The sequence below is a fragment of the Mycetocola manganoxydans genome (genome assembly GCF_003667545.1).
GTDB lineage: Bacteria > Actinomycetota > Actinomycetes > Actinomycetales > Microbacteriaceae > Mycetocola_A > Mycetocola_A manganoxydans.
Window position 1 is genome coordinate 32,675 of the sequence record NZ_RCUV01000019.1, and the last position, 22,382, is coordinate 55,056.

Annotated in this window: 14 protein-coding genes; 8 read left to right on the forward strand and 6 right to left on the reverse strand. The window is 64.2% G+C overall.

The window, feature by feature from the left end; genetic code table 11:
* The first annotated feature begins 6 nt into the window (after positions 1-6).
* Genes D9V29_RS13155 through D9V29_RS13170 form a run of 4 tightly spaced genes read left to right on the forward strand, consistent with a single transcriptional unit; the run spans position 7 to position 3,850 of the window.
* Positions 7-462 (forward strand): FAD synthase family protein, encoded by a 456-nt coding sequence (locus D9V29_RS13155; RefSeq protein WP_121673786.1) that lies wholly within the window; start codon positions 7-9, stop codon positions 460-462.
* 30 nt (positions 463-492) lie between these two features.
* Positions 493-1,614: a GDP-mannose 4,6-dehydratase gene (gmd, locus tag D9V29_RS13160; RefSeq protein WP_183085017.1), complete on the forward strand. Its 1,122-nt coding sequence runs from the start codon at positions 493-495 to the stop codon at positions 1,612-1,614.
* Positions 1,615-2,583: a GDP-L-fucose synthase gene (gene fcl / locus D9V29_RS13165; protein WP_121673788.1), complete on the forward strand. Its 969-nt coding sequence runs from the start codon at positions 1,615-1,617 to the stop codon at positions 2,581-2,583.
* The gene (locus D9V29_RS13170; protein WP_229790449.1) at positions 2,573-3,850 is read left to right on the forward strand and encodes a glycosyltransferase; all 1,278 of its coding nucleotides are present in this window, start codon (positions 2,573-2,575) and stop codon (positions 3,848-3,850) included. The genes fcl and D9V29_RS13170 overlap by 11 nt, the downstream gene beginning before the upstream one ends.
* Here the strand turns inward: D9V29_RS13170 and D9V29_RS13175 are convergent.
* The 3 genes from D9V29_RS13175 to D9V29_RS13185 form a co-directional block, all read right to left on the reverse strand.
* On the reverse strand, positions 3,802-5,121 hold the full coding sequence (locus tag D9V29_RS13175; RefSeq protein WP_183085018.1) for a glycerophosphodiester phosphodiesterase: 1,320 nt from the start codon (positions 5,119-5,121) through the stop codon (positions 3,802-3,804). The genes D9V29_RS13170 and D9V29_RS13175 overlap by 49 nt on opposite strands.
* Before the next feature lie 136 nt (positions 5,122-5,257).
* Positions 5,258-8,209, reverse strand: a complete 2,952-nt coding sequence (locus D9V29_RS13180) for a LamG-like jellyroll fold domain-containing protein (protein ID WP_220699960.1) — start codon at positions 8,207-8,209, stop codon at positions 5,258-5,260.
* Positions 8,210-8,883: 674 nt separating this feature from the next.
* Positions 8,884-14,388 carry a CBM96 family carbohydrate-binding protein gene (locus D9V29_RS13185; protein ID WP_121673791.1) on the reverse strand — a complete coding sequence of 1,835 codons (5,505 nt, stop codon included), beginning with the start codon at positions 14,386-14,388 and terminating at the stop codon, positions 8,884-8,886.
* 260 nt (positions 14,389-14,648) lie between these two features.
* Here D9V29_RS13185 and D9V29_RS13190 point away from each other — a divergent pair, with 260 nt between their 5' ends.
* Entirely contained in the window at positions 14,649-15,356 is a 708-nt protein-coding gene (locus D9V29_RS13190; protein ID WP_220699961.1) for a CDP-alcohol phosphatidyltransferase family protein, read from the forward strand.
* A 6-nt stretch (positions 15,357-15,362) separates the two neighbouring features.
* Here the strand turns inward: D9V29_RS13190 and D9V29_RS13195 are convergent, their stop codons facing one another.
* Both D9V29_RS13195 and D9V29_RS13200 read right to left on the reverse strand, forming a co-directional pair.
* Positions 15,363-16,067, reverse strand: coding sequence for an acyltransferase (locus tag D9V29_RS13195; protein WP_121673793.1), 705 nt, complete (start codon positions 16,065-16,067; stop codon positions 15,363-15,365).
* Positions 16,054-17,349 carry a polysaccharide biosynthesis protein gene (locus tag D9V29_RS13200; RefSeq protein ID WP_147436289.1) on the reverse strand — a complete coding sequence of 432 codons (1,296 nt, stop codon included), beginning with the start codon at positions 17,347-17,349 and terminating at the stop codon, positions 16,054-16,056. The genes D9V29_RS13195 and D9V29_RS13200 overlap by 14 nt, the downstream gene beginning before the upstream one ends.
* Positions 17,350-17,495: 146 nt before the next feature.
* Between D9V29_RS13200 and D9V29_RS13205 the strand changes: the two genes are divergently transcribed.
* Positions 17,496-18,116, forward strand: coding sequence for an LbetaH domain-containing protein (locus tag D9V29_RS13205; protein WP_121673795.1), 621 nt, complete (start codon positions 17,496-17,498; stop codon positions 18,114-18,116).
* Complete coding sequence (locus D9V29_RS13210) at positions 18,113-19,219, forward strand: glycosyltransferase (protein WP_121673796.1); 1,107 nt, start codon at positions 18,113-18,115, stop codon at positions 19,217-19,219. The genes D9V29_RS13205 and D9V29_RS13210 overlap by 4 nt, the downstream gene beginning before the upstream one ends.
* Here D9V29_RS13210 and D9V29_RS13215 read toward each other — a convergent pair.
* Positions 19,207-20,673, reverse strand: coding sequence for a hypothetical protein (locus tag D9V29_RS13215; RefSeq protein WP_183085019.1), 1,467 nt, complete (start codon positions 20,671-20,673; stop codon positions 19,207-19,209). The two genes, D9V29_RS13210 and D9V29_RS13215, sit on opposite strands and share 13 nt — an antisense overlap.
* 217 nt (positions 20,674-20,890) lie before the next feature.
* On the opposite strand from D9V29_RS13215, the gene D9V29_RS13220 reads away from it, so the two are divergent.
* Positions 20,891-22,375: a tyrosine-protein kinase domain-containing protein gene (locus D9V29_RS13220; RefSeq protein ID WP_183085020.1), complete on the forward strand. Its 1,485-nt coding sequence runs from the start codon at positions 20,891-20,893 to the stop codon at positions 22,373-22,375.
* Positions 22,376-22,382 lie beyond the last annotated feature (7 nt).

Sequence of the window (22,382 nt, forward strand, 5' to 3'; positions counted from 1 at the left end):
ACAGGTATGACACAGCGAATCGGATACGCCGGCGGAGCATTTGACCTCTTCCACATCGGACACCTCAACATCCTCCGCCACGCGAAGAGCCAGTGCGACTATCTCATCGCAGGAGTCGTCTCCGACGAGATGCTGATGCTGAACAAAGGGATCACGCCAGTGGTGCCCCTGGTCGAGCGGCTCGAGATCGTGCGCAGCATCGATGTCGTCGACGAAGCCATTGCCGAGGTGCACACCGACAAGCTCGACACCTGGCGCGACGTGGGCTTCAACGTCTACTTCAAAGGCGACGACTGGAAGGGAACCGAGCGGGGACTCCGCCTCGAGCAGGAGTTCGCCGCCGTTGGCGTCGACGTCGTCTACTTCCCGTACACCCTGTCCACCTCAAGCACGATTCTGCGTCGCGCGCTCGACAGCCTCGCCGGCGTCGACTCCGACAGCACCAGCGCCGAACGCCGCTGACCCAGACACTGAGAACCGAAGGAAACGATCATGGCAAAGACCGCTCTCATCACCGGAGTGACCGGACAAGACGGCTCGTATCTGGCCGAGCTCCTCCTCGAGAAGGGCTACGAAGTGCACGGCATCAAGCGCCGCTCTTCTCTGCTCAACACCAACAGGATCGACCACATCTACCAGGACCCGCACACCGAGAACCAGCGATTCCAGCTCCACTACGGCGACCTCACTGATGGGACCAATCTGACGCGCATCATCCAGGATGTGCAGCCGGACGAGATCTACAACCTCGGCGCCCAGTCACACGTCGCCGTCAGCTTCGAGGAGCCGGAGTACACCGCCGACGTCGACGGACTCGGAACGCTCCGGCTGCTGGAATCGATCCGCCTCCTCGGGCTCACCGAGTCCGTTCGTTTCTACCAGGCCTCGACGAGCGAACTGTACGGTCTGGTCCAGCAGATACCGCAGACGGAGTCGACCCCGTTCTACCCCCGGTCCCCGTATGCCGTCGCCAAGCTGTACGCGTACTGGATCACGATCAACTATCGCGAGTCCTATGGCATGTACGCGTGCAACGGAATTCTCTTCAACCACGAGTCGCCCCGTCGCGGCGAGACCTTCGTGACGAGGAAGATCACGCGAGGACTCGCCCAGATCGCGCTCGGGCTCGACCCGTGCCTGTACCTCGGCAACATGGACTCTCTCCGTGACTGGGGCCACGCGAAGGACTACGTCCGCCTGCAGTGGATGATGCTGCAGCAGGATGTTCCCCAGGATTTCGTCATCGCGACGGGCGAGCAGTACTCGGTCCGCCAGTTTGTCGAGTGGAGCGCTGCGGAACTCGGCATCACGCTGCGCTTCGAAGGTTCGGGAGTGAACGAGATCGGCATCGTGGACTCGGTCGAGGGCGAAGCGGCCGAGTGCCTCTCCCCCGGTGACGTCATCGTGCGGGTCGATCCCCGCTACTTCCGTCCCGCCGAGGTCGACAGCCTTCTGGGCGATTCGACCAAGGCACAGTTCCTCCTCGACTGGCACCCCCAGGTGGGCATTCGCGAGATGGTCTCCGAGATGGTTCACGCCGACCTCGACGCGATGCGGCGTGTGGCCCTGCTGAAGAAGCACGGCTACGCGGTTCCCGTCGCCCTGGAGTCGTAAGTGTCCGGCGGTAAGCGCGTCTGGGTCGCCGGCCATCGCGGGATGGTCGGTTCCGCCATCGTGCGGCAACTCGAAGACACGGACTCGGAGGTGTTGACGGCCAGCAGGGAGGACCTCGATCTGACCGACCAGCGCGCGGTCTCCGCTTTCGTGCGGTCCAACGCGATCGATGAGATCTACCTGGCAGCGGCGCGAGTCGGAGGCATCCACGCGAACAACACGTTCCCTGCCGATTTCATCCTCGACAATCTCCTCATCGAGGCGAACATCATCAAGGCGGCTCACGACGCCGATGTGAACAAGCTGCTCTTCCTCGGGTCGTCGTGCATCTATCCGAAGAACGCACCGCAACCGATGAACGAGGCGAGTTTGCTGACCGGCACACTCGAGCCGACCAACGAGCCGTACGCCATCGCGAAGATCGCCGGAATCAAGCTGTGCGAGAGCTTCAACCGCCAGTACGGCCGTGACTATCGGAGCGTGATGCCGACCAACCTGTACGGTCCCGGCGACAACTTCCACCCGACGGACAGTCACGTTCTCCCCGCGCTCATGCGCCGGTTTGTCGACGCCAGGCAGTCCTATGCCGACGAAGTCGTGATCTGGGGCAGCGGGACTCCCCGCCGGGAGTTTCTCCACGTTGATGACATGGCCGCAGCGAGCGTCCATGTGATGAACCTCGACTATGGAACGTATGCCTCCGTAACCGAGCCGATGCTGTCGCACCTGAACGTCGGAACCGGCGTCGACTGTTCCATCCGCGAGCTGGCCGAGCTTGTGGCGTCGATCGTCGGCTACACGGGCCCCCTCCGGTTCGACACGTCGAAACCGGATGGGACCGCGCGCAAACTCCTCGACGTCTCGCGCATTCACGCACTCGGCTGGCGTGCGCGGATCGACCTGGCCGACGGCATCCGCGACACCTACGACTGGTTCCTTTCGAAAGGTGCTGATATCCGTGGACGCTGACCAGCCCTCGATGCGGGTGACGATCGTCGGGCTCAATTACGCACCCGAACCGACGGGGATCGCCCCGTACACGGCCGGGCTCGCAGAAGGGCTGGTCGCGCGGGGCCACGCGGTCCACGTCGTGACCGCGTATCCCCATTATCCGCAGTGGGAGATCGCCGCCGGCTACACCGGCAGGACGCACGAGGAAGAACTCGACGGCGTCTCTGTCCTGCGGGTGAAGCCATACGTTCCGAGGAAGCTGACGAGCCTGAAGCGACTGCTGATGGAGCTTCACTTCGGCATCCGGGCGGTGTTTTCACCGTGGGAAGCGCCGGACGTCGTCATCCTCGTCACCCCGGCGCTCTTCGCGACCCGGATCGTGGCGCTGCGAGCACGACTCGCCCGCACCCCCACGTGCGTGTGGGTCCAGGACATCTACTCGCTCGGCATCGCTGAGACGGGCGCCGGAAGCCGGGCTGCGCGTGCGGTCGCACTCATCGAGCGCTCGACTCTGCGGGCGGCAACCCGTGTCGTGGTCATCCACGACCGGTTCCGCCGGTATTTGTCGGCGAACCTCGGCGTCGAGCAGAGTGCGGTCGACGTCGTCCGCAACTGGTCCCACATCGACACGGATGCCCTCCGTCACGACGCGACGATTCGCGCACGTTTTGGCTGGGAACCGGATGACATCATCGTGTTGCACGCGGGCAACATGGGCGCCAAGCAAGGACTGCTCAACGTTGTCCGTGCCTCGCAGCTGGCGGACGAGCGGGGATCCCGGGTTCGATTCGTCCTGCTCGGCGACGGGAACATGCGGGAGGCGCTTGAGGCCGAAGGCCCGAATTCGAGGCTTCAGTTTCTCGACCCGCTTCCGGATGGTGCGTTCGAGGCGGCGCTCGCCTCCGCCGACATCCTGCTCGTCAACGAACTGCCCGGCCTGACGGAGATGTCTGTACCGAGCAAGCTGACGTCGTATTTCGCGACAGGTCTCCCGGTGATCGGGTCCGTCGACGAAGACAGCACCACAGCGGAGGAATTGCGTTCAGCCGGCGCCGGGCCCATCGTCGATCCGACGCGGCCAATCGACCTTCTGCTCGCGGCGGAGGATCTCGCCGCTGACCCCGAACGCGCTGCGCGTCATGGCAGGTCAGCACAGGAGTACCGGGTGGAGATGCTGACCGCGGACAGCTCGATCTCGAGCTTTGCCGCCATCCTCTTCGAGCTGGCGGCCTCAGGTCATTCGACGACGACCGTCGAGTACTCGACCGCGATCGGTCCCGCGTAGTTCTTGCAGAGCCAGAAGTACCCGCCACGGTGGCTGGCGTCGTTTGCAGCGGCTTCCCACGCGAGGTTCCGGTCCCTGCTGATCGCGACCCGGGATTCGTTCACGGAGACCACCAGGTCGATCCATTCCCCGACGGCAGGGGCGGGCGTCGACACGAAACTGAGCAGCCGCCCGTCCGCTGAGCCCTGTTCGCGTTCGTAGAGTTCGAGAGTTCCGTCCGCCAGCAGCACAGCGTGATAACCGCTCACCTGGGAGGGAACTCCGACCCGATATGGCAGGTCGCTGTCGAGCCCGAAGGCGATCCCCGCATGTTGCGTTGCGGCCGGGAGCTCTCCAGGCCAGCGGAGCTTGAAGGAGATCTCGAAGGTCGAGGAGTCGATCGGCGCGAGTGATCCCATCAGATAACTCTGGATGTCGGGATAGTCGAGAAGTACCGTTCCGGTCTTCGCAGTGATCTTCGGTTGCACTTTCCAGCCCAGATCGACGGTCCACGGCAAGTCACCCGCAGCTCTCACCCCGGCAGCGAAACTGTCACGCATCGCCAGTGCAGACTCCGACATCACGTACGGGATGTTCGAACACATCATTCCGACGACGCCCAGTGCGGCAAGCCGGTCGCGGTCCGACCGGTAATGAACCTCCCACACGATGACGGGTTTCTTCGTCGAGACCAGGTCCGCGATGAACTCGTCGGTTGCGGAGTGATGGGCTCCGAGGTAATCAAAGCTCTCCACCACGTCCTGGGTCGGCTGAATCTCCGACGTGAAGTATCCCCACGCCTTGTAGCCACGCTCCCTGGCAAGCTTGTGCTGTTGCCCGCCTGCCCATTGCTTCCACACGAAGCGGCTCGTGGCACCGGGATAGGAGTCGAGCAGGTCGAGAAGCGCGGTCGTGTTCGTCCCCTGCTTGTCCTCGATGAAGAGCACCCTGCCGTCGGCGAATTCGTCGAGAACGTCCTTAAGAAGAGGTATGGGTTCTGCGGCAGCGCTCGGTCCGAGCCACGCGGTGGCGTTGTTCTTCAGGCCGGACAGTTCCTTCCAGGTCGTGTCCGCGATCTTCCTGTCCACCCCGGTGAGGCGCTGCGTATTCTGATCGTGGTGGCAGACGAGCACGCCATCGGATGTCGCGTTCACCGAAATCTCGATGGCATGCGCGCCCGCCTTCGCGGCGTTCCGGTAGGCCGTCGCTGTGTGCTCTGGCCAGTTGTCCCCCGATCCCCGGTGGGCGATGTAGAACGGTGCGAGATCGAACAGGTCGGAAACCGTCGTCACTGACCCGGGACTGACGGGTGTCGATGGGTTCGGCGCCGCTGGTCGAGCCTCCGGCCGCGCGCACGAGGAGAGCAGCAGTACTACTGCTCCCCCCAGAACGAAGTGTCGTCGCCCAAGCCCCCCTGACGTCATCCGGTCAGCCGATCGGGGTGTAGGTGAGGGTGAGAACGGGACGGTAGGCCGTGGTCGCTGCTTCGCTCGACCAGAGCCGCACGTTGTCCGAGCCGTTTCCGGCGAGGCGCACGGACACGGTTTGCCCGAGAAGAGGTTGCACAGCACCGATGGAGAGTGCGCTCGAATACGGGCTGTTCGTTGCCGTCGCACCGGAGAACGTCCCGAGCGTTGCTCCGGCGGCAGTCGGGCGATTCGCCCAGGTCACTCCCGCTTCGGTCCAGGTACCGGTGACGACCGCGAAGGTGAACGTGTCACCGGAACCAGCGGCCGGATCGGTCGATGTCCGGGTGGAGAGGGTCGCACCGCTCAGGGTGTGTCCGGCCGGCGCGGCTGGAAGGGTGAACCGGAGGAACGATTCAGTCGGCGATCCTCCGGAGCCACGGGCGGACACCTGAGTATCGTTCCCGTAGTTCGTCGAGGGCGCGATCTGGAACACCATGGCATCATCCGTCGGAGGGACCTGCACGGAGATCGGTGTTCCGGGCGATGAGGTCACCGTTGCCGACGCCGCTGCAGATGCGCCGCTCACATTCTCTGCGGCATCCCGTGCGGTCACCTTGTAGAACCAGGTCCCCGTGCCAACCCCGCTGTCGGTGAACGACGTGCCCGTTGCGTCAGCGATCCGGTTGGTCGCGTCCACGGGGAAGCCGCTTGTCGTGCCCCGGTAAACGGAGTACCCGGTCACGCCGACGTTGTCGGTCGAGGCCGCCCAGTTGATGGTGACCGTCGACTGATTGACCGAGGTACTGAGCCCGGTCGGAACTGACGGTGCCGTGGAATCCGTCGCAGCGGCGACTGTCACGAGATTGGATGCGCCCGACGCAGCGCTCGTGTTGCCTGCCGCGTCTGACGCGGTGACCTTGTAGTAGTAGCCGCCGGGAGCCAGCCCGGCGTCGGTGTACGACGTACCGGTGACTTGCGCGATCCTGCTGCTGGCGTTGGCCGTGAACCCGGGCGACGTGCCGCGGTACACGGCGTATCCCGTGACGCCGACATTGTCTGTAGCAGCAGCCCACGATACCGACGCGGACGTGCCACTGCCGGCGGCTGTTACGCCCGTCGGGGCAGATGGGGCGACTGCATCCGGAACCGGCGCGTAGTGGTTCTGCACCTGCTGGGCACTCAGGGCACTGCCATAGATGGCCGTTTCGTCGATCTGGCCGCCGAAGAAGTCGGAGGACGGGCGATCGGGCCAACCGCTGAGGTTGTCGCCGCCGACGCGCCACACACCCCAGTAGGGCTGGGCCGCGGTGGTGGTGTTCTGCCCGAGAAGGGCGCCGTCGACGTACAGCCGCATCCCGTTCGTGCCCTGAGTGGCCACGACGTGGTGCCAGGCACCATTGTTATACGACGCTGCGGTCCGAAGAGTTACCGGGGAACCGGTGTAGACGCCGAAGGTCAGTCGACCGCTGTTATCCATGTAGATGTGGCGGTCATAGCTTCCGCTGTTTCGCGTGGCGCCGGTGTCCGTCCGCGGGCGGCCGTTGCCATAGCCGACGATTTTTCCGCCCGTGGTGGTCGTCGTCTTGAACCAGGTTTCGATCGTGTACGTGGTGGGCGCGGGAGCATAGTTGTCCTCCCAGACATAATCGTCGACGTCGTCGAATCCAGCTGACCCGCTCGTGTCGCCGGCGAATGCACCGTCCGTCGCATGGCCGAGGCCGTTCTCGGCAATACCGCTCAGACCGTCCGTCTTCGTCGCCGCAGCGCTCTTGTCCTGGACCCAGATGCCGGTCGTCCCGTCGTATTGCCAGTAGAACTGCGGGTCGTCGGCGCGCACGCGCGCCGGGTAGTTATTCGTCGCAGCGGTGGCTTGGGCGGACACGGCCAGAGAGAGCCCGCTGGTGTTCGTGCCGTCCGAGGCGGTCACCCGATAGGAGTACGAGCTCCCCACGCTGACTGCCGTGTCGACGAACGTAACTTGTGGGCGCTTCCACCAGACCGAGTCCGCCTGGCCCGTCCAGATGGGTGTCGAGGAGCCGTTTCGATAGACCCTGTAGGTCAACACGCTGTCGTCGGGATCCACCACGGTGCGGAAGCGAACCTGAATAGAATTGGAACTCGTTGCCTGCGCCGTCACGACCGGGATGGGCGGATTGCCCGTGTCAGTGGCGCTGAAGCGCGTCAGGCCCTGCTGGCCTGTGCCGTTGATCAGAGTGAATTCGCCTCCGGCCCAGAGATATGGGCGACCGGTCGAGGTGCCGGTCGCGACCGTGAGTGCACGGGGACCGATCCCCTCGCCCGTACCGTCGTTCCCCAGCGGGTTCCAGCCGAGAATCGCCGCGTTGTCAGTTCTCTGCGCGATGAAGAACGAGCGCCTGCCATCCTGGAACGCGCCGTTGGACGAGCAGTCGTGTGCGTGGTTGGCGGAGTACAGCGTTCCCTGATACTCCAAAACCGCCTGTGTGGCGCCAAGACAGTTATCCCGCCATTTCTGTTCGAGCGTGGTCCAGTCGATGGCAAACCGCCCGTCGAAGACGCCTCCCCCGGAACCTTCGTTCGCCCCGTAGAAGGTGTTGCCACTCGAGTGGAGCCCCTTGGTCACGGAGTTCTGGTGGATGAACCCGACCGGGTAATTGCGGACGTTCGCGCCTGACGATCCGTTGACGACAGCGATCGAGTGCGAGGCCTGGCCGTTGACGGCGAAGAAATCGCCGCCGATGGCGACCCTCGACCCATCCGGTGAAACGGCGACGGCACGCCCGATCCGGTCTGCGTTCGCCACCCATGGCAACAGGGCGCCGGTGGTGGCGTTCAGAGCAGCGAAGCGCAGCCTCTGCTGGCCGGCAACGCTCTGGAACTCACCAGCGATGTAGAGGGTGTTCCCAAACACCGTCAAACCGTTGACGAACGAGGAGACGGAACTGGCCCGGAACGGTCGGACGGTGCAGGTCTGCACGTCGAGTGCCGCCACCCGAAGAACGGTGACGCCCCCGATGTTGGAGAAGTTCCCTCCCACATATACGGTGCTCCCGTCAGGCGATGCGACGACGGTGCGGACGGTTGGAGTACCGCCGGCAAGGGAGATCGAGTACTGGCAGCTGTCAGGCAGCCCGGTTTCCGCGCTAAAGACGGCGAGTCCATTTCTTGTCTGAGCAGCTCCCGAGCCACCGTTCGGTGGGCGGATCTGCGAGAAAGTACCCCCAGCAACGACCTTCCCGCGAGAATGGGCCAGGCCGTACACGACTCCATTGGTTTGCCAGGTAGGGAGGTTGTCGGCGCTGAAGTGCACTCCGGGTGACAGCGCTGACGCTGTAGGTACCGCTGGAGAGGCAAGCGCCGCTCCGACTACGAGAGCCAGGACAGCTACGGTGCTGCCTAGAATGCGAGAGCGCATGGTTTGCCTCGATCAGAATCAAGTTGGTCGCTGTCGACCTGTGAAGTTTTTCGATTGTTCATCCCACGGTCAACGACGTGGTGTGATTTGAGAAGCGGGTAGGCATGTGAAGGTTACTCATGTTCCGCGGGCTGCGGCAACCGCCCCAAGCGAGGGACAAGCGCTCCGGAAATCCTGGACTCCGGAACAGCGGCAATCGGTCGGTGTTGGCTGCAGTGCAGCCAACGCCGACCGACCTGTATGCGCCCCACTCAACCGATCGGTACGTAGCTCAGGGTGAGAACCGGACGGTAGGCGGATGCAGCTGCCTCCGAAGACCACAGCCGCAGGTTGTCAGTCCCGTTCCCGGCCAGTCGCATTGTCACCGTCTGCCCGAGAAGCGATTGCACCGCCGGATCAGCCAGCGTGCTTGAGTATGGCGAGTTGACTGCGGAGGCACCGGAGAGGGTTCCGAGCGTCTGGCCAACCGAAGTGGGTCGATTCGCCCAGGTCACCCCTGCTTCGGTCCAGTCTCCGGTCACCACGGCCAGCGTGAAGGTGTCCACCGATCCCGCCGATGGATCGGTCGACGTTCGAACCGAAACGGTCGCGCTGTTGAGGCTGTACCCTGCTGGCGCCTCAGGAAGCGAGAACTTCAGGAAGGATTCGATCAGTGAAGTGCCTGCCCCTCGAGCGGAGAGTTGCTGGTCGCTTCCGTAATTTGTCGTGGGAGTCGCCTGGAACACCATCGCATCCTCGGTCGGGGCGACCCGAACGGTGATGGGCTCAGCGGGCGGAGCTGAGACCGTCGCTGACACCGACGTTGATGCTGTGCCCACGTTGCCCGCGGCATCTACTGCCGCGACCCGGTAGTACCAGGTCCCACTCCCGACGCCGGAGTTTGTGAAGGCTGTCCCAGATGCCTCACCGACTTTGCTGGCAGCATCCGCGGTGAAGCCACTCTCTGACCCCCGGTACACGTTGTACCCCGCGACGCCGACATCGTCCGTCGACGCCGACCAGTTCACGGAGACCGTCGAGCCGCTCACAGAAGTGGAGACTCCTGCGGGCACCGACGGAGCGGACGTGTCTGGCACGGGGCCAGCACCGGGGGTGAACGTCAGCGTCAGAACCGGACGGTATGAGGCGTTTGCCGCCTCGCTCGACCAGAGCCGGACGTTGTCACCTCCGACGCTCGTGAGGCGGACTGACACCGTCTGGCCAACTGCGCCCGCCAGTGCGCCCGCAGCAAGGGTCGAGGTGTATGCCGAGTTCGTCGCTGACGCTCCGGAAAGCGTGCCCAGCGTCGTACCACCGGTGGTGGGACGGTTGTTCCACGTGATCGCGCCCTCGCCCCAGCTTGCCGCGCTCAACGAGTAGGTGTGAGTGTCTGCCGAACCGGCTGTCGGATCGGTGGATGTCCGAACAGAGATGCTTGCTCCGGTGAGGACTGTTCCCGCCGGCGCTTCAGGGAGAGCGAACTTGAGGAACGACTCGATGGCTGAATTGCTCGCTGCTCCTCGAGCCGACAGCTGACTATCCGCACCGTAGTTGGTTGAGGGCGCAACCTGGTACACCATGGAGTCTTCCGCCGTCGACACCTGAACGACGACGGGCTCCCCAGCGGGTTCCCCGACGGTCGCGGAGACCGCCGCTGTTGGAGCGCTCGAGTTGCCGGCCGCATCGACCGCCGCGACCCGGTAGAACCAGGTTCCGTCCGCCACTTCGGCGTCAGAGTATGACGGAGTATCGGAGTCACCGATCCTGCTCGCTGCGTTCGCACCGAAGCTGGCCGACGTTCCCCGGTACACGGCGTACCCGGTCACCCCGACGTTATCCGTCGCGGCAGTCCAGTTCAGGTCAACGGTCGAGCCATCAACAGACGCCGTCAGGTTCGACGGAGTCGTCGGGGCTTCGGAGTCGACGACCACGATCGTCGCGACGTTGGAGGCCGCTGACGCCGCACTGGCGTTGCCTGCTTCATCGACCGCGGTGACCTTGTAGTAGTAGCTCCCGGCCGCGAGGCCAGCATCCGTGTACTCCGTGCCCGAGACTTCGGCGACAAGACTGGAGGCATCTGCCGTGAACCCGCTGGTCGTTCCCCGGTAAACCACGTACCCGGTGACGGCGACGTTGTCGGTCGATGCAGTCCAGTCCACGTCGACCGTCGATTCGTCGACCGTCGCGCTGACGCCCGTCGGGACCGATGGAGCCGTCTCGTCCGGCGCAACGACGGTGACTTCGGCTGAAGCGCCGGAGGCCGCGCTGGTGTTGCCCGCTGCGTCGACCGACGTCACCTTGTAGAAGTAGTCCCCTGGCTCGAGACCAGCGTCCGTGTACGTCGTACCGGTGACTTCCGCGATTCTGCTGGAGTCGCTGGTCTCGAAGTCGGCGGAATCTCCACGGTAGACCGCGTAGCCGGTGACACCCACGTTGTCGGTGGAAGCCGACCACGTGACCGCTGCACTCGATCCGCTCACGGTCGCCGACACATCCGCCGGTACGGAGGGTGCAACGGTGTCGGTGACTGTCACCTCGACGGAGTCGGTCGCCTGGCTCGCGTTTCCGCTGCCGTCGACAGCAGCGACGCGATAGAAGTATGTTCCGATGGCGGGTTCATCGTCCGACCAGGTCGTACCGGGAACTTCCTCGACGAGGCTTGACGCGTCAGCCGTGAAGTCCGCGCTGGTGCCGCGATAGACGCGGTAGCCCTGGACCGACGCGTTGTCGGTCGAAGCGTCCCATTCGAGCTCCACGGATCCGTCGGCAAAGCTGCCGGCGAGGTTGGCCGGGATGCTGGGCGCCGTCGTGTCATTGAGGCCGGTGCCGTAGTGGCCCGCGATCTCGGTGGCGCTCAGCGTGTGCGAGTACACAGCGACTTCGTCGATCGAACCGGTGAAGTAGAAGTTCGACGGAGCCGACGGCCAGGTGTTGAGGTTTCCACCTCCGACCCTCCAGTACCCGTTGAAGCCCTGGTTCGTGGTGGTGCCGTTTGAGGCGACAAGCGAACCGTCGACGTACAGTTTCATGCCCGTTGGATCCTGAACTCCGACCACGTGATGCCACGAGTTGTCGTTGTATGTCGCGGGGCTCTGGACGTATGCGTAACCACCCGTGTAGACACCGAAGATCAGTGTTCCTGAGTTGGTCATGTAGATCTGCTTGTCGTAATCAGAGCCGTTTCCGGTCTGTGTGTTCTCGAACCCGATGAGCTTTCCGCCCGTCGACGTATCCGTCCTGAACCAGAGTTCGGAAGCGAACGTCGTCGAGGCTCCTCCTGACACCGTCGTCGCGATCGTGCTTGTCTGGCTGCCGTTTGTGGTCACAGCTGCGTTCCCACCCACGATGCCGAGCGTGTCGCGGCCGACGTTCGCGCCGTAGACACCCGGACTCGCACCGAACAGCGATGAGTCAGCAGCGGTTGTGCCTTCCGTTTCTGCCAGGCGCCAGTACAGGTCAGGGTCGCTCGCGAAGACGGCCTGGCCATAACCATCGGCCGGTGCCGGGTTCACCTCAGCGGTTCCCCCTGCGAGCGTGTAGTGGTTGAGGACCTGCTGGCGATCCAGCACGGTGTTGTAGATCGCCGTCTCGTCGATCTGGCCTCCGAAGAAGTCGGACGAGGGACGGTTCGGCCAACCGGAAAGGTTGTCACCCCCGACACGCCAGACGCCGTTGTACGACTGCGCATTGGTGGTTCCGTTCGATCCGACCCGGATGCCGTCGACGTAGAGAGCCATGCCGGTCGACCCTTGGGTGGCCACGATGTGGTGCCACTCGCCGTCGTTGTATGCACCCGCGCTGCGGATGGTGACAGAGGCGCCGGTGTACACACCGAAGGTCAACCGGCCGGAGTTCTCCATGTAGATGTGACGGTCGTAGCTGCCGCTGTTGACGGCGGCTCCGGTGTCTGTGCGTGGCCGGCCGTTGCCGTATCCGACGATCTTTCCGCCCGTTGTCGTCGTGGTCTTGACCCACGTCTCGATTGTGTACGTCGACGGGCCTGGGGTGAAGTTGTCCTCCCAGACGTAGTCATCGACGTCGTCGAAGAGTGCAGAACCGGTTGTGTCCCCGGGGAACGCTCCATCTGTTGCGTGTCCGACGGCATTTTCAGCAATGCCGCTCAACCCGTCGGTCTTGGTCGCATTCGCGCTCTTGTCCTGTACCCACGTTCCCGATGTTCCGTCGTACTGCCAGTAGAACTGCGCACCGTCCGCACGCACCTGGGCAGGATAATCGGCAGCTGATGCCGTCGCCCGAGCCGTCACAGCGGCGGATAATGCACTGGTGTTGGTTCCGTCAGAAGCAGTCACGCGGTAGGAGTACTGGGCACCAACCGCTACAGCTGAGTCGACAAAGGTAACCTGGGGGCGCTTCCACCAGACGGAGTTGGCGGTCCCGGTCCAGATAGGAGTTGCCGAGTTGTTGCGATAGACCCGGTAGGTCAGGACACTGTCATCTGCATCGACGACGGTGCGGAAGCGGACCTGGATCGATCCCGAACTCGTTGCCTGCGCCGTGGCGACAGGAACGGGGGGCGTACGGGTGTCCGCGGCGCTGAATCGCGTCAGCCCCTGCTGGAGTGCACCGTTTATGCGAGTGAACTCCCCTGCAGCCCAGAGGTACGGCTGTCCCGTCGTGCTCCCGTTCGAGATGACGAGGGCTCGGGGACCGATGCCCTCACCGGTACCATCGTTGCCTTGCGGGTCCCAGCCGAGAATTTCAGCCGATTCCGCATTCTGCGCGATGAAGTAGCTGCGCTTGCCGTCCTGGAATGCTCCGCTCGCCGCGCAGTCATGGGCGTGGTTGGCGGAGTACAGAGTTCCCTGATATTCAAGGACTGCCTGGGTCGCACCCAGGCACGTGTCGCGCCATTTCTGCTCGAGGGTGTTCCAGTCGATGGCGAAACGGCCGTCGAAGACACCGCCTCCGGTTCCTTCATTGCCGCCGTAGAACGTGTTGCCGCTGGAGTAGAGGGTCTTGGTGACCGAGTTCTGGTGGATGAAGCCGACCGGGTAGTTTCGAATGTTTTCACCGGTTGCCGCGCTCACCACGCCGATGGAGTGTGAGTTCTGCCCGTTCACGGTGAGGAAATCTCCTCCGACAGCGACACGTGAGCCATCCGGTGACACTGCGACAGCACGACCGGCTCGGTCTGCGTCGGCAACCCAGGGCAGCAGGGCACCGGTCGTCGCGTTGAGGGCAGCAAAGCGAAGTCGTGGCTGGCCCGCAACGCTCTGGAACTCGCCGGCGATGTAGAGGGTGTTCCCGGAAACGGCCATGCCGTTGACGAAGGACGAGACGGTGTTCGCTCGGAACGGGCGAACCGTGCAGGTCTGGACATCGAGGGCGGCGACCCGAAGGACTGTGACGCCGCTGATGTTGGAGAAGTTGCCACCCACGTAGACGGTGTTGCCATCAGGGGATGAAACAACGCTGCGGACGGTGGGAGTGCCGCCCGCAAGAGCGATCGAGTATTGGCAGCTGTCCGGCAGCCCGGTCTCCGCGTTGAATACCGCCAGCCCGTTCCGGGTCTGCGCGGTGCCTGACCCGCCGTTCGGCGGTCGGATCTGCGAGAAGGAGCCGCCGGCAACAACTTTCCCGTTGGACTGAGCGAGGCCGTACACCACACCGTTCGTCTGCCAGGTCGAGAGGTTGTCGGCGCTGAAATGCACGCCGGGCGAAAGAGCGGATGCTCCCTGCAGTGACGGAGTGGCGACCACCGCTCCAATCACAAGGGCAAAAATGGCGACGATGCTGCCCAGAACGCGTGAACGCATGAACTCCCCGATCAGATACCGGCTGGCCAGAGTAGACCGGTCGGGATTGTGGATGTGGTCTCGCGGCCAACCCCACGAGGTGACGAGGGATGCGAGTGGAACATGTGAAGGTTACTCACGTTTTGCGAAGGGGGGCAATTACCCCAAGTGAGGGGTATCTCGCGTCAGAACCTGAGGCGTGCTCGCATCGTGCGGTAGATTGCAGCACACCCTCTCTCCATACCCCGCGCCGATCGCGGGCCCGACGTCAGGACAGCACAGTGACGACGTTCCGCTCCGCTCTCACCGAGTTGTCGAGTGCCCAGAAATCGAAAAAAGGCGTGTCCCTCTATTCCCGCTTCGTGAATCGCCCGCTCGGGCGAGTGCTGGCCGCCGCCCTCCACCAGGCAGGGGTCGGGCCGAACCAGGTGACACTTCTCTCGGCGTTCAGCACAGGGGCCGGGCTGGCGGTGCTGGTCTCACAAGAGGCCACGTTCCTGACCGGTGTTGTTGTCGCGGCACTCCTGGTACTGGGCTTCGCCCTCGATTCGGCGGATGGGCAGGTGGCGCGGCTCTCCGGTCGTAGTTCCCCCGCCGGCGAATGGCTCGACCACGTTGTCGACGCCGCCAAAATGGTTGCGGTTCACGCTTGCGTTCTCGTTGCGGCATGGTTCCACGCACCGCACCAGGCCGGCTGGCTCGTGATCCCCCTGGCCTTCCAGCTTGTGGCGACGGTAATGTTCGCAGGCGGAACCCTGGTCGAGTTGCTCACACGCTCGCTTCCGGCCGGCAACCCTCATCTAGGGACGGCATCGCCCCTTCGCGCTGTGGCGCTCCTCCCGGCGGACTACGGCGTGCTGGCGCTGTGCTTTCTCCTCTGGGGCACTCCTGTAGTGTTCCAGACTGCTTACGCCACGCTGTTCGTAGCCAATGCCATCATCCTGGTCCTTCTTCTCGCCAAGTGGTTCCGCGAGCTCAGGTCAGTCTGACGGGAGTCAGATGGCGTCCTCGACCGTGGCTCCGGTCTCCGGAATGTACACCCGGTTGGTCGACATGGATGTGCGAGTAAACCACGCCCCGGTGACCGGTCCCTTGTGCTTGGCCGGGACGCCCGCCCACAATCCGGACTCCCCGACTTGCCGACCGCGGGTGAGAACGGACCCTGCCGCGAGCACGGACAGATCCGGAAGGCTGGCACCGCCGAGCAGAAGGCATCGTGTCCCGACGAAGCTTCGATCACCAATGACCACCGGGTGAGCGACTTGTGCATCCATCGCCATATCCACGCTGTGCGACATAACGCGCGAGTCATGACCGGCCAACGCCGAGAACTCCCCGAGTGATAGCGAGCCCGAGCAGTCCATCTGGTGCCTGCTCGTGATGTAAGCGTTGGCACCCAGCGTGAGAGAAGCGCCAGAAGGGTACAGTCGCGCGTAAACGGGATGAGCTGAGATCACGTTCAACCGGCCAACGGATGCGCTCGCGCCTACGGTGACGGCACGCATGTTCTTGATCAGGTTCCATTTGCCGATCCTGGATCCACTGGCCAATACCACCGAATCGACCTTCCACACGACGTTCGGCCGCGCCAATGCCGCCGCGTGCACCTCATGCCCGAGGCGGCGAAGGAGACGGTTCTTCGATTGGCTCGCAGGAAGAAGCCAGACAGCGAGAAGGGCGGCTGCCCTAAAGGTATTCACGTTGATTCTCCTCGTTCAGGGATGACTCGGTGGTCTGGGTACCGGAACGCCGGACGTATCGGGCGACAGCGGCGAGTTCGATTCCCAGTCGGACGACCAACCCCACGAGAATTCCGCCCAGCGCTCCGGCTGCACCAAAGAGAACGGAGCCGAACGCGACGAGCGGCAAGCCGATGATCACCCCGACCAGAGTCGCTGTGGCGACAACACTGACACGGTCGATCGCGACTAGGACTGCTTTGCTGATGACGGACTCGAAAAGGTTCATTGCGACGAACACGGCCATCAGCACAAGGGTCGTATGGCCAGGCCGAATGAGCGCGCCTCCCAGCCACAGGACAAAATGCGGTGCGACGACGAGCATGGCCGCACCAAGAGCCAGTGAGAACACAGCCGACAGACCGATCGCGCTCAGCACGCGGGACGCGAGCGCGGCACCGGAGGCGCGCGGAACCCAGCCTTGGAACACAGTGATGAAGGGGTTCAATGCTACGGAAACTTGTCGCTGGACTTTATCGACGATCGCGTAGACGGGAAGGACTACCGGCGCGAACGCAGAAACAATCAGCAGGGGCGCTGCCACGTAGCCAGCGGAGAGCAGTGTCGAACTCACGCCGAGCCCTTGAGAAACGAGGACGAGTCTGACCGGACGGCGGGGCAGACGCGAATGTCGTGGGAGTGACGAGGAACGGAAAATCCACACGGAGCAGGCGACAAACCCGCCCAGCATCCCGGCAAGCTGACAGAGCACCCCGACGAATGCGGTCGAGCCCATGAGCATGAATACAATTCCGGCGACCGTTCCCAGTACGCGGGGAATCGTCTCCAGGACGAACATTGCGTATGGCCGCGACAGCCCCACGAAATACCAGCTGGCGGTGAGTCCAATGCTCGCTGTGGACAAAGCGCCCGCAACGGCGAGCAGGGGGTCGGTCGGCGCAAAGACGGCAGCAAGGACTCCGGCGGCCCCGGCGATGGGCACGAACAGGATGCCCTTCATGAGGACAGACTCCGAATACTCCCGCAGGGCAACTGGCCGGTCGGCACGAGCGATCACCGCTGGACCGGTGAGACCCCACCCATAGGCAAGCCCAACGGCGGCAACCCCGCCAATCGATTGGCCAACCGCAATCGCAGCCCAGGCCTGAGGACCATCCGCGCCGATCATGGCAGGGATGATGGCCAGCGATGCGATGGCAAGCGCCACCATGGACGCCGCGTAGCCGGCGATCTTATTGACACCTGACGCCGCGTTAGCCAGTCGGCCAGCACGTCTTGACACGGCATCCTCTCCCGGGAGTTCGCCTGATCGATTCCGGCACTCACGCCATCCTCAGGCTAGCGCCGAGTACGAGGAATCCTCAAATACCCAGTACGGGGGCAGAGCAGGTGCGGTGTCACAAGCCGATGGATGCGTACACTAACGGCATGACGAGCCTCCCCGACCGCACACCAACGGCACCAACCGCGCGGACCGGCCCCCCACACGACTTCGCAGCGTCGAGACGCCGCCTCGCCGGTTTCACCGGCGCTGGGTATGACCGGGGACGGAACACGATCTGGCAGATCGGCTGGATGCTCACATCAGGCCTCATCACCTCACGATGGTGGTGCCCGCCGTCGATCCGTGCGGCGATACTGCGCGGTTTCGGTGCCACCATCGGGCGTGGTGTGAACATCCGCCACGGTGTGCGGATCCACTGGCCGTGGAAACTCACCGTCGGCCACAACAGCTGGATCGGCGAGCAAACCTGGATACTCAACCTCGAGCCGGTGACCATCGGTGATGATGTCTGCATTTCGCAGGATGTGTTTCTGTGCACCGGCAGCCATGACCGCCACTCCCCGACATTCGAGTTCGACAACGCGCCCATCGTCGTCCAGGACGGGGCGTGGGTCGCCGCCCGGGCGACGATTCTTCGCGGCACCGTCGTCGGCCGCGACTCGGTCATCGGGGCAACCGCACTCGTGAGGGGGAACGTCGCTCCCGGCTCGGTCATCCTCGGTGCCGCCGCGACGAACCACTCGCCGAGCGGACGACCCGCGTGAGGATACTCTCCGTTGTCACCCTGATCACCCCGAACGGCGATTACGGAGGACCGGTACGTGTGGCGCTGAACCAGGCGAAGGCTCTCATCGCCCGTGGACATGACGTCACAGTGGCAGGCGCTCACCGCGGATTCCCCGGTGCAGCCCCCGACGAGCTGGACGGTGTTCCGACCGCGCTTTTCCCTGGGCGCACGATCATTCCACGCGTCGGCTTCGCCGGTCTGGCGTCTCCCGGTCTCGATCGCTGGCTCCGCCGCAACATCGGCACGTTCGATATCGTGCACATCCATGCGGCGCGGGACTTCGTCACCCTTCCTGCTGCACGCCTCGCACGCCGGGCGGGCGTCCCGTTCGTTCTTCAGACCCATGGCATGATCGATCCGTCGTCGAACCCCTTGGCGCGCCCGCTTGATGCCTTCCTGACCCGCCCGCTGCTGGGTGCGGCGAAGCGGGTCTTCTACCTCACCCCTGAGGAAAAGCGAGGGCTCCTCTCCGTCGGCGGAAGTGACCTTCCGCTTCAGGAGTTGTCGAACGGCGTCCCGACCCCGGCCTCGACGTTTGCCCGGCCGGAATCCACCGAGGTCCTGTACCTGGCCCGACTCGCCCCACGAAAGCGCCCGATGGTCTTCGTCGAGACAGCAAATCGTTTGGCCGCCGAACACCCGGAGGTGCGGTTCACCCTGGTCGGACCGGACGAAGGAGAGGGCCCGAGTGTCGCACGAGCCGTGTCGCAGGCCAGGTCAGGTCTTCTCACCTGGGAAGGCCCCCTCGCCCCCGAGGAGACTGGCCGGCGGATGTCGTCAGCTTCGATTTACGTGCTCCCCTCCGTCGATGAGCCGTTCCCGATGTCGGTGCTCGAGGCCATGGCACACGCGCTGCCGGTTGTGATCACAGAGTCCTGCGGACTGGCACCGATCGTGACTCGTGCCGCCTGCGGCATCGTCACCGATGAGAGTCAGGAGGCGATCGACGAGGCGGTTCGCCGGCTCCTGTCCGACCCGACATCCGCCCGCGAGATGGGGGAACGCGGCGCTCGCACCACCCGCGAGGAGCTCAGCATGCCGGCGGTCGCTGAGGCACTCGAAACCGTTTATTCCAGTTGAGCGGCTCCCGGGCGACTCGGGCGACTTCTGATGACGAGCACGCAGGCGACCGCGACCGCCATCGCTCCCGTGGCCTGCAGTAGCGACCCTCTCATGAGGATCGTCATGTAGACGGGGAAGATCGCGCCGACGATGGACCACAGCCCACCCGATGCAAATGACAGAAGCAATCGTGTGTCCATGAAGCGCAGACCGATGCCGACGAGAGCGAAACCGACGATCAGCGCGATCAATCCTCCGTTGACGAGCAGCTCGGCCCACAGCGGCGCAGACAGGTTGTCGAAGCTGTAGCCCCGGTACTGGGCCAGCAGGATTCCCGTGTCCGTCGGCTTGTCGGCCCAGAGCGAGCGCGGCACCCAGAACAGCGCACTCCCCAGGATCTGACGGAGCGGAATGACAAGTCCGTCGACCCAGAACGAGAACCCGTTCGCCACCTGCCAGAAGGCGTCGTAGTCAGGGTTTCCCATGTACTCACCGAAGAACCCGTTCCTGGTCAGGTTCACTTCGTCACTGCGGAAGGCGTCGGCGAGGGGGAAAAGGAACAGGAAAGCCCCGAGTGTTCCTGCGAGCGCAATCCGCACCCGCTGCGGTGTGAGCATCGCACCGGCGTAACAGATCAGTGCGAAGGCAACTGTCCCGAAGGTGTACCTGGCGCTGCCAACGGGGTTCACGATCAGGAGAAGCACGACGACACAGGCCACGAGCCCGGCGAGGTACCAGCGCGCGATGGGCAACCCTCGGGCACCGCGCCGGAGCTGAGCGAGAGCTCCCGCTCCGACGAGGAGAGGGTAGATGGCGAGGGCGTACATGATCGAACGCACGGCCGGGTCCGGCCATGCCGCGTTCCGCGCGTCGAACGATGCCTCCCTGCTGCCGAGCAGCGCGGCGGGTCCGACCGACGCGAGAAAGTAAGCGCTCGCCAGGAGGCCGAATCCCACGAGAAGAAGTGTGCGCGACCTGTCCACCTGGGCGATGACCTCGCCCCCCTCGACGAGACCCGAGCGCTCCCCTGTCGCCCGACGTCGCTCACGGCCGATCCACACGGCTCGGAACACCTCGTAGGTCAGCAGTCCTGCGCAGACGAGCAACGCCGTCGGCACGTACAGGCCTTCGTCGATTCCGGGGGTCGTCCGCGATGTGACGCCCGAGCGGATCTGGACCGTCGGCGCGATCCCCATGAAGATGTAACAGAACATCCAGAAAAAGAAATCGAAGAGCCGCGGAGCGCCGGAGACGATGAGCCAGGCCAGCCGGATGCCGCCCCACACGATGATCGACAGCGTGAAGATCCAGGCGTCACTGCGACCGACGTCTTCGATCTGCCCGACGAGCGTGACCGGGACGACTCCCGCAAGGATAACCGCCACCGCAACGAGGGCGGCCGACCGCCCCCACTGGCCATTCGGGGCCCCGTCGACAACGTCCCCCGTCTTCACCGCTCCGGTCGATGTCACGAGAGGGAATCCGCCGAAGAAAGACTCGGCACAGCGCACACCCATAACGGGGCACAAAGCTGAGATCCGCTCACGTCTGGGGGTGTCATGTGCATATCATGACATACGTCAGCGCAGGCGCCCACGCCCGATCCGCCCCCGAAACGGGGCGAAATCACGCAGTGCGGACGCCGGGAACCAGGCGTCGGCAAACGACATATTTTCGAGGGGAACGACAGTGGAACACCGGGGACTTCTCAACCTGCTGAGGCTGCATTGGCTCAGCGTGATCCTCGTCACTGCACTCGGTGGCGCACTGGGGTTCGGCTACACGTTGCTGGCCAGCCCGGAATACACGGCTGACACCGAACTGTTCATCGCGGTCTCGAGTGGTGAGAACACAGGCGAGCTTGCCCAGGGCAGTAACTACTCGCAACAGCAGGCCAGGAATTACAGCGCTGTTGCGACCCGGGAGATCGTGCTCCAGCCGGTGATCAACACGCTCGCACTTGACACCACCGTCAAGGCGCTTCGCAAGCGGGTGTCGACGACCGTGCCGCTCAACACGTCGCTCATTTCCATCTCGGTCAGGGACTCAGATGCGGACCGTGCGGCCGCCACAGCCAACGCGATCGCGACGAGCCTCTCGCGCTCCGTGGAGAAACTGGTTCCGAAGCTACCCGACGGGAGCTACCCCATCTCGCTCAAGACGGTCCAGAGCGCGACGGTTCCCGCGTTCCCGTCATCCCCCAACACCAGCCTGTCGGTGGCGCTCGGTTTGCTCGCTGGCCTCGCCCTGGCCGTGGGCGGAGTGGCCGTTCGTGAGTACGTCAACGCGAAGGTGCGCACCGCTGAGCAGATCAAGGCCGCCACGGGTTCGAACCTTCTCGGTTCGATCGTCTACGACAAGTCGACATCCGCAGATCCGATGGCTCTCCGCGCGAACAAGCTGTCTCCCCGAGCAGAAGAGTTTCGTCAACTCCGCACGAATCTTCGCTTCCTCCAGGCAGACAATGACCACAAGGTGTTCGTCCTCACGTCGTCGATCCCTGGTGAGGGGAAGAGCGCAACCGCTGCCAACCTTGCCGCCACCATCGCGGCATCCGGAGCGTCCGTCTGCCTCGTCGAAGCAGACCTCCGGCGACCGACCCTGGGCGGGATTCTCGACCTCGAAGGCGGCATCGGCTTCACTACCCTGCTCGCGGGAGAAGCGGATCTCGACGACGTGCTCCAGCCGTGGGGCAAGGACGGGCTCCGCGTCCTGCTCTCCGGGGAAATCCCGCCGAACCCGAGCGAATTGCTTGGATCCGTCCGGGCCGAGGAGATCCTGACGTCGATCCGTGACCGCTTCGACGTCACCATCATCGACTGCCCGCCGCTGATCCCTGTGACCGACGCCACCATCCTCGCGCGCCTCTTCGGCGGAGCAATCCTGGTCGTCGGCGCCAAGAAGGTGGAGACTCGCGAGCTCCGCAGAGCCGTCGAACGCATGGCCGTCGTCGACGCCCCGATCCTCGGCACTGTGCTCAACCTCGCCCCGGCGAGCGTGATGGGACGCTACCGGATGACGTACTCGCCGCAACCCGCTCCGAGGACGTCATCGCGGTCGCCGCGCCCCAAGGCGCAGCGCGCCAGCACAGCACCTGCGCCGATTCCCCTCAACCCGCCGCCGGCCGACCCTCCCCTCCCTGCGTCCCAGAAACCGCGGGTTGACGTTCGATGACGTCGGT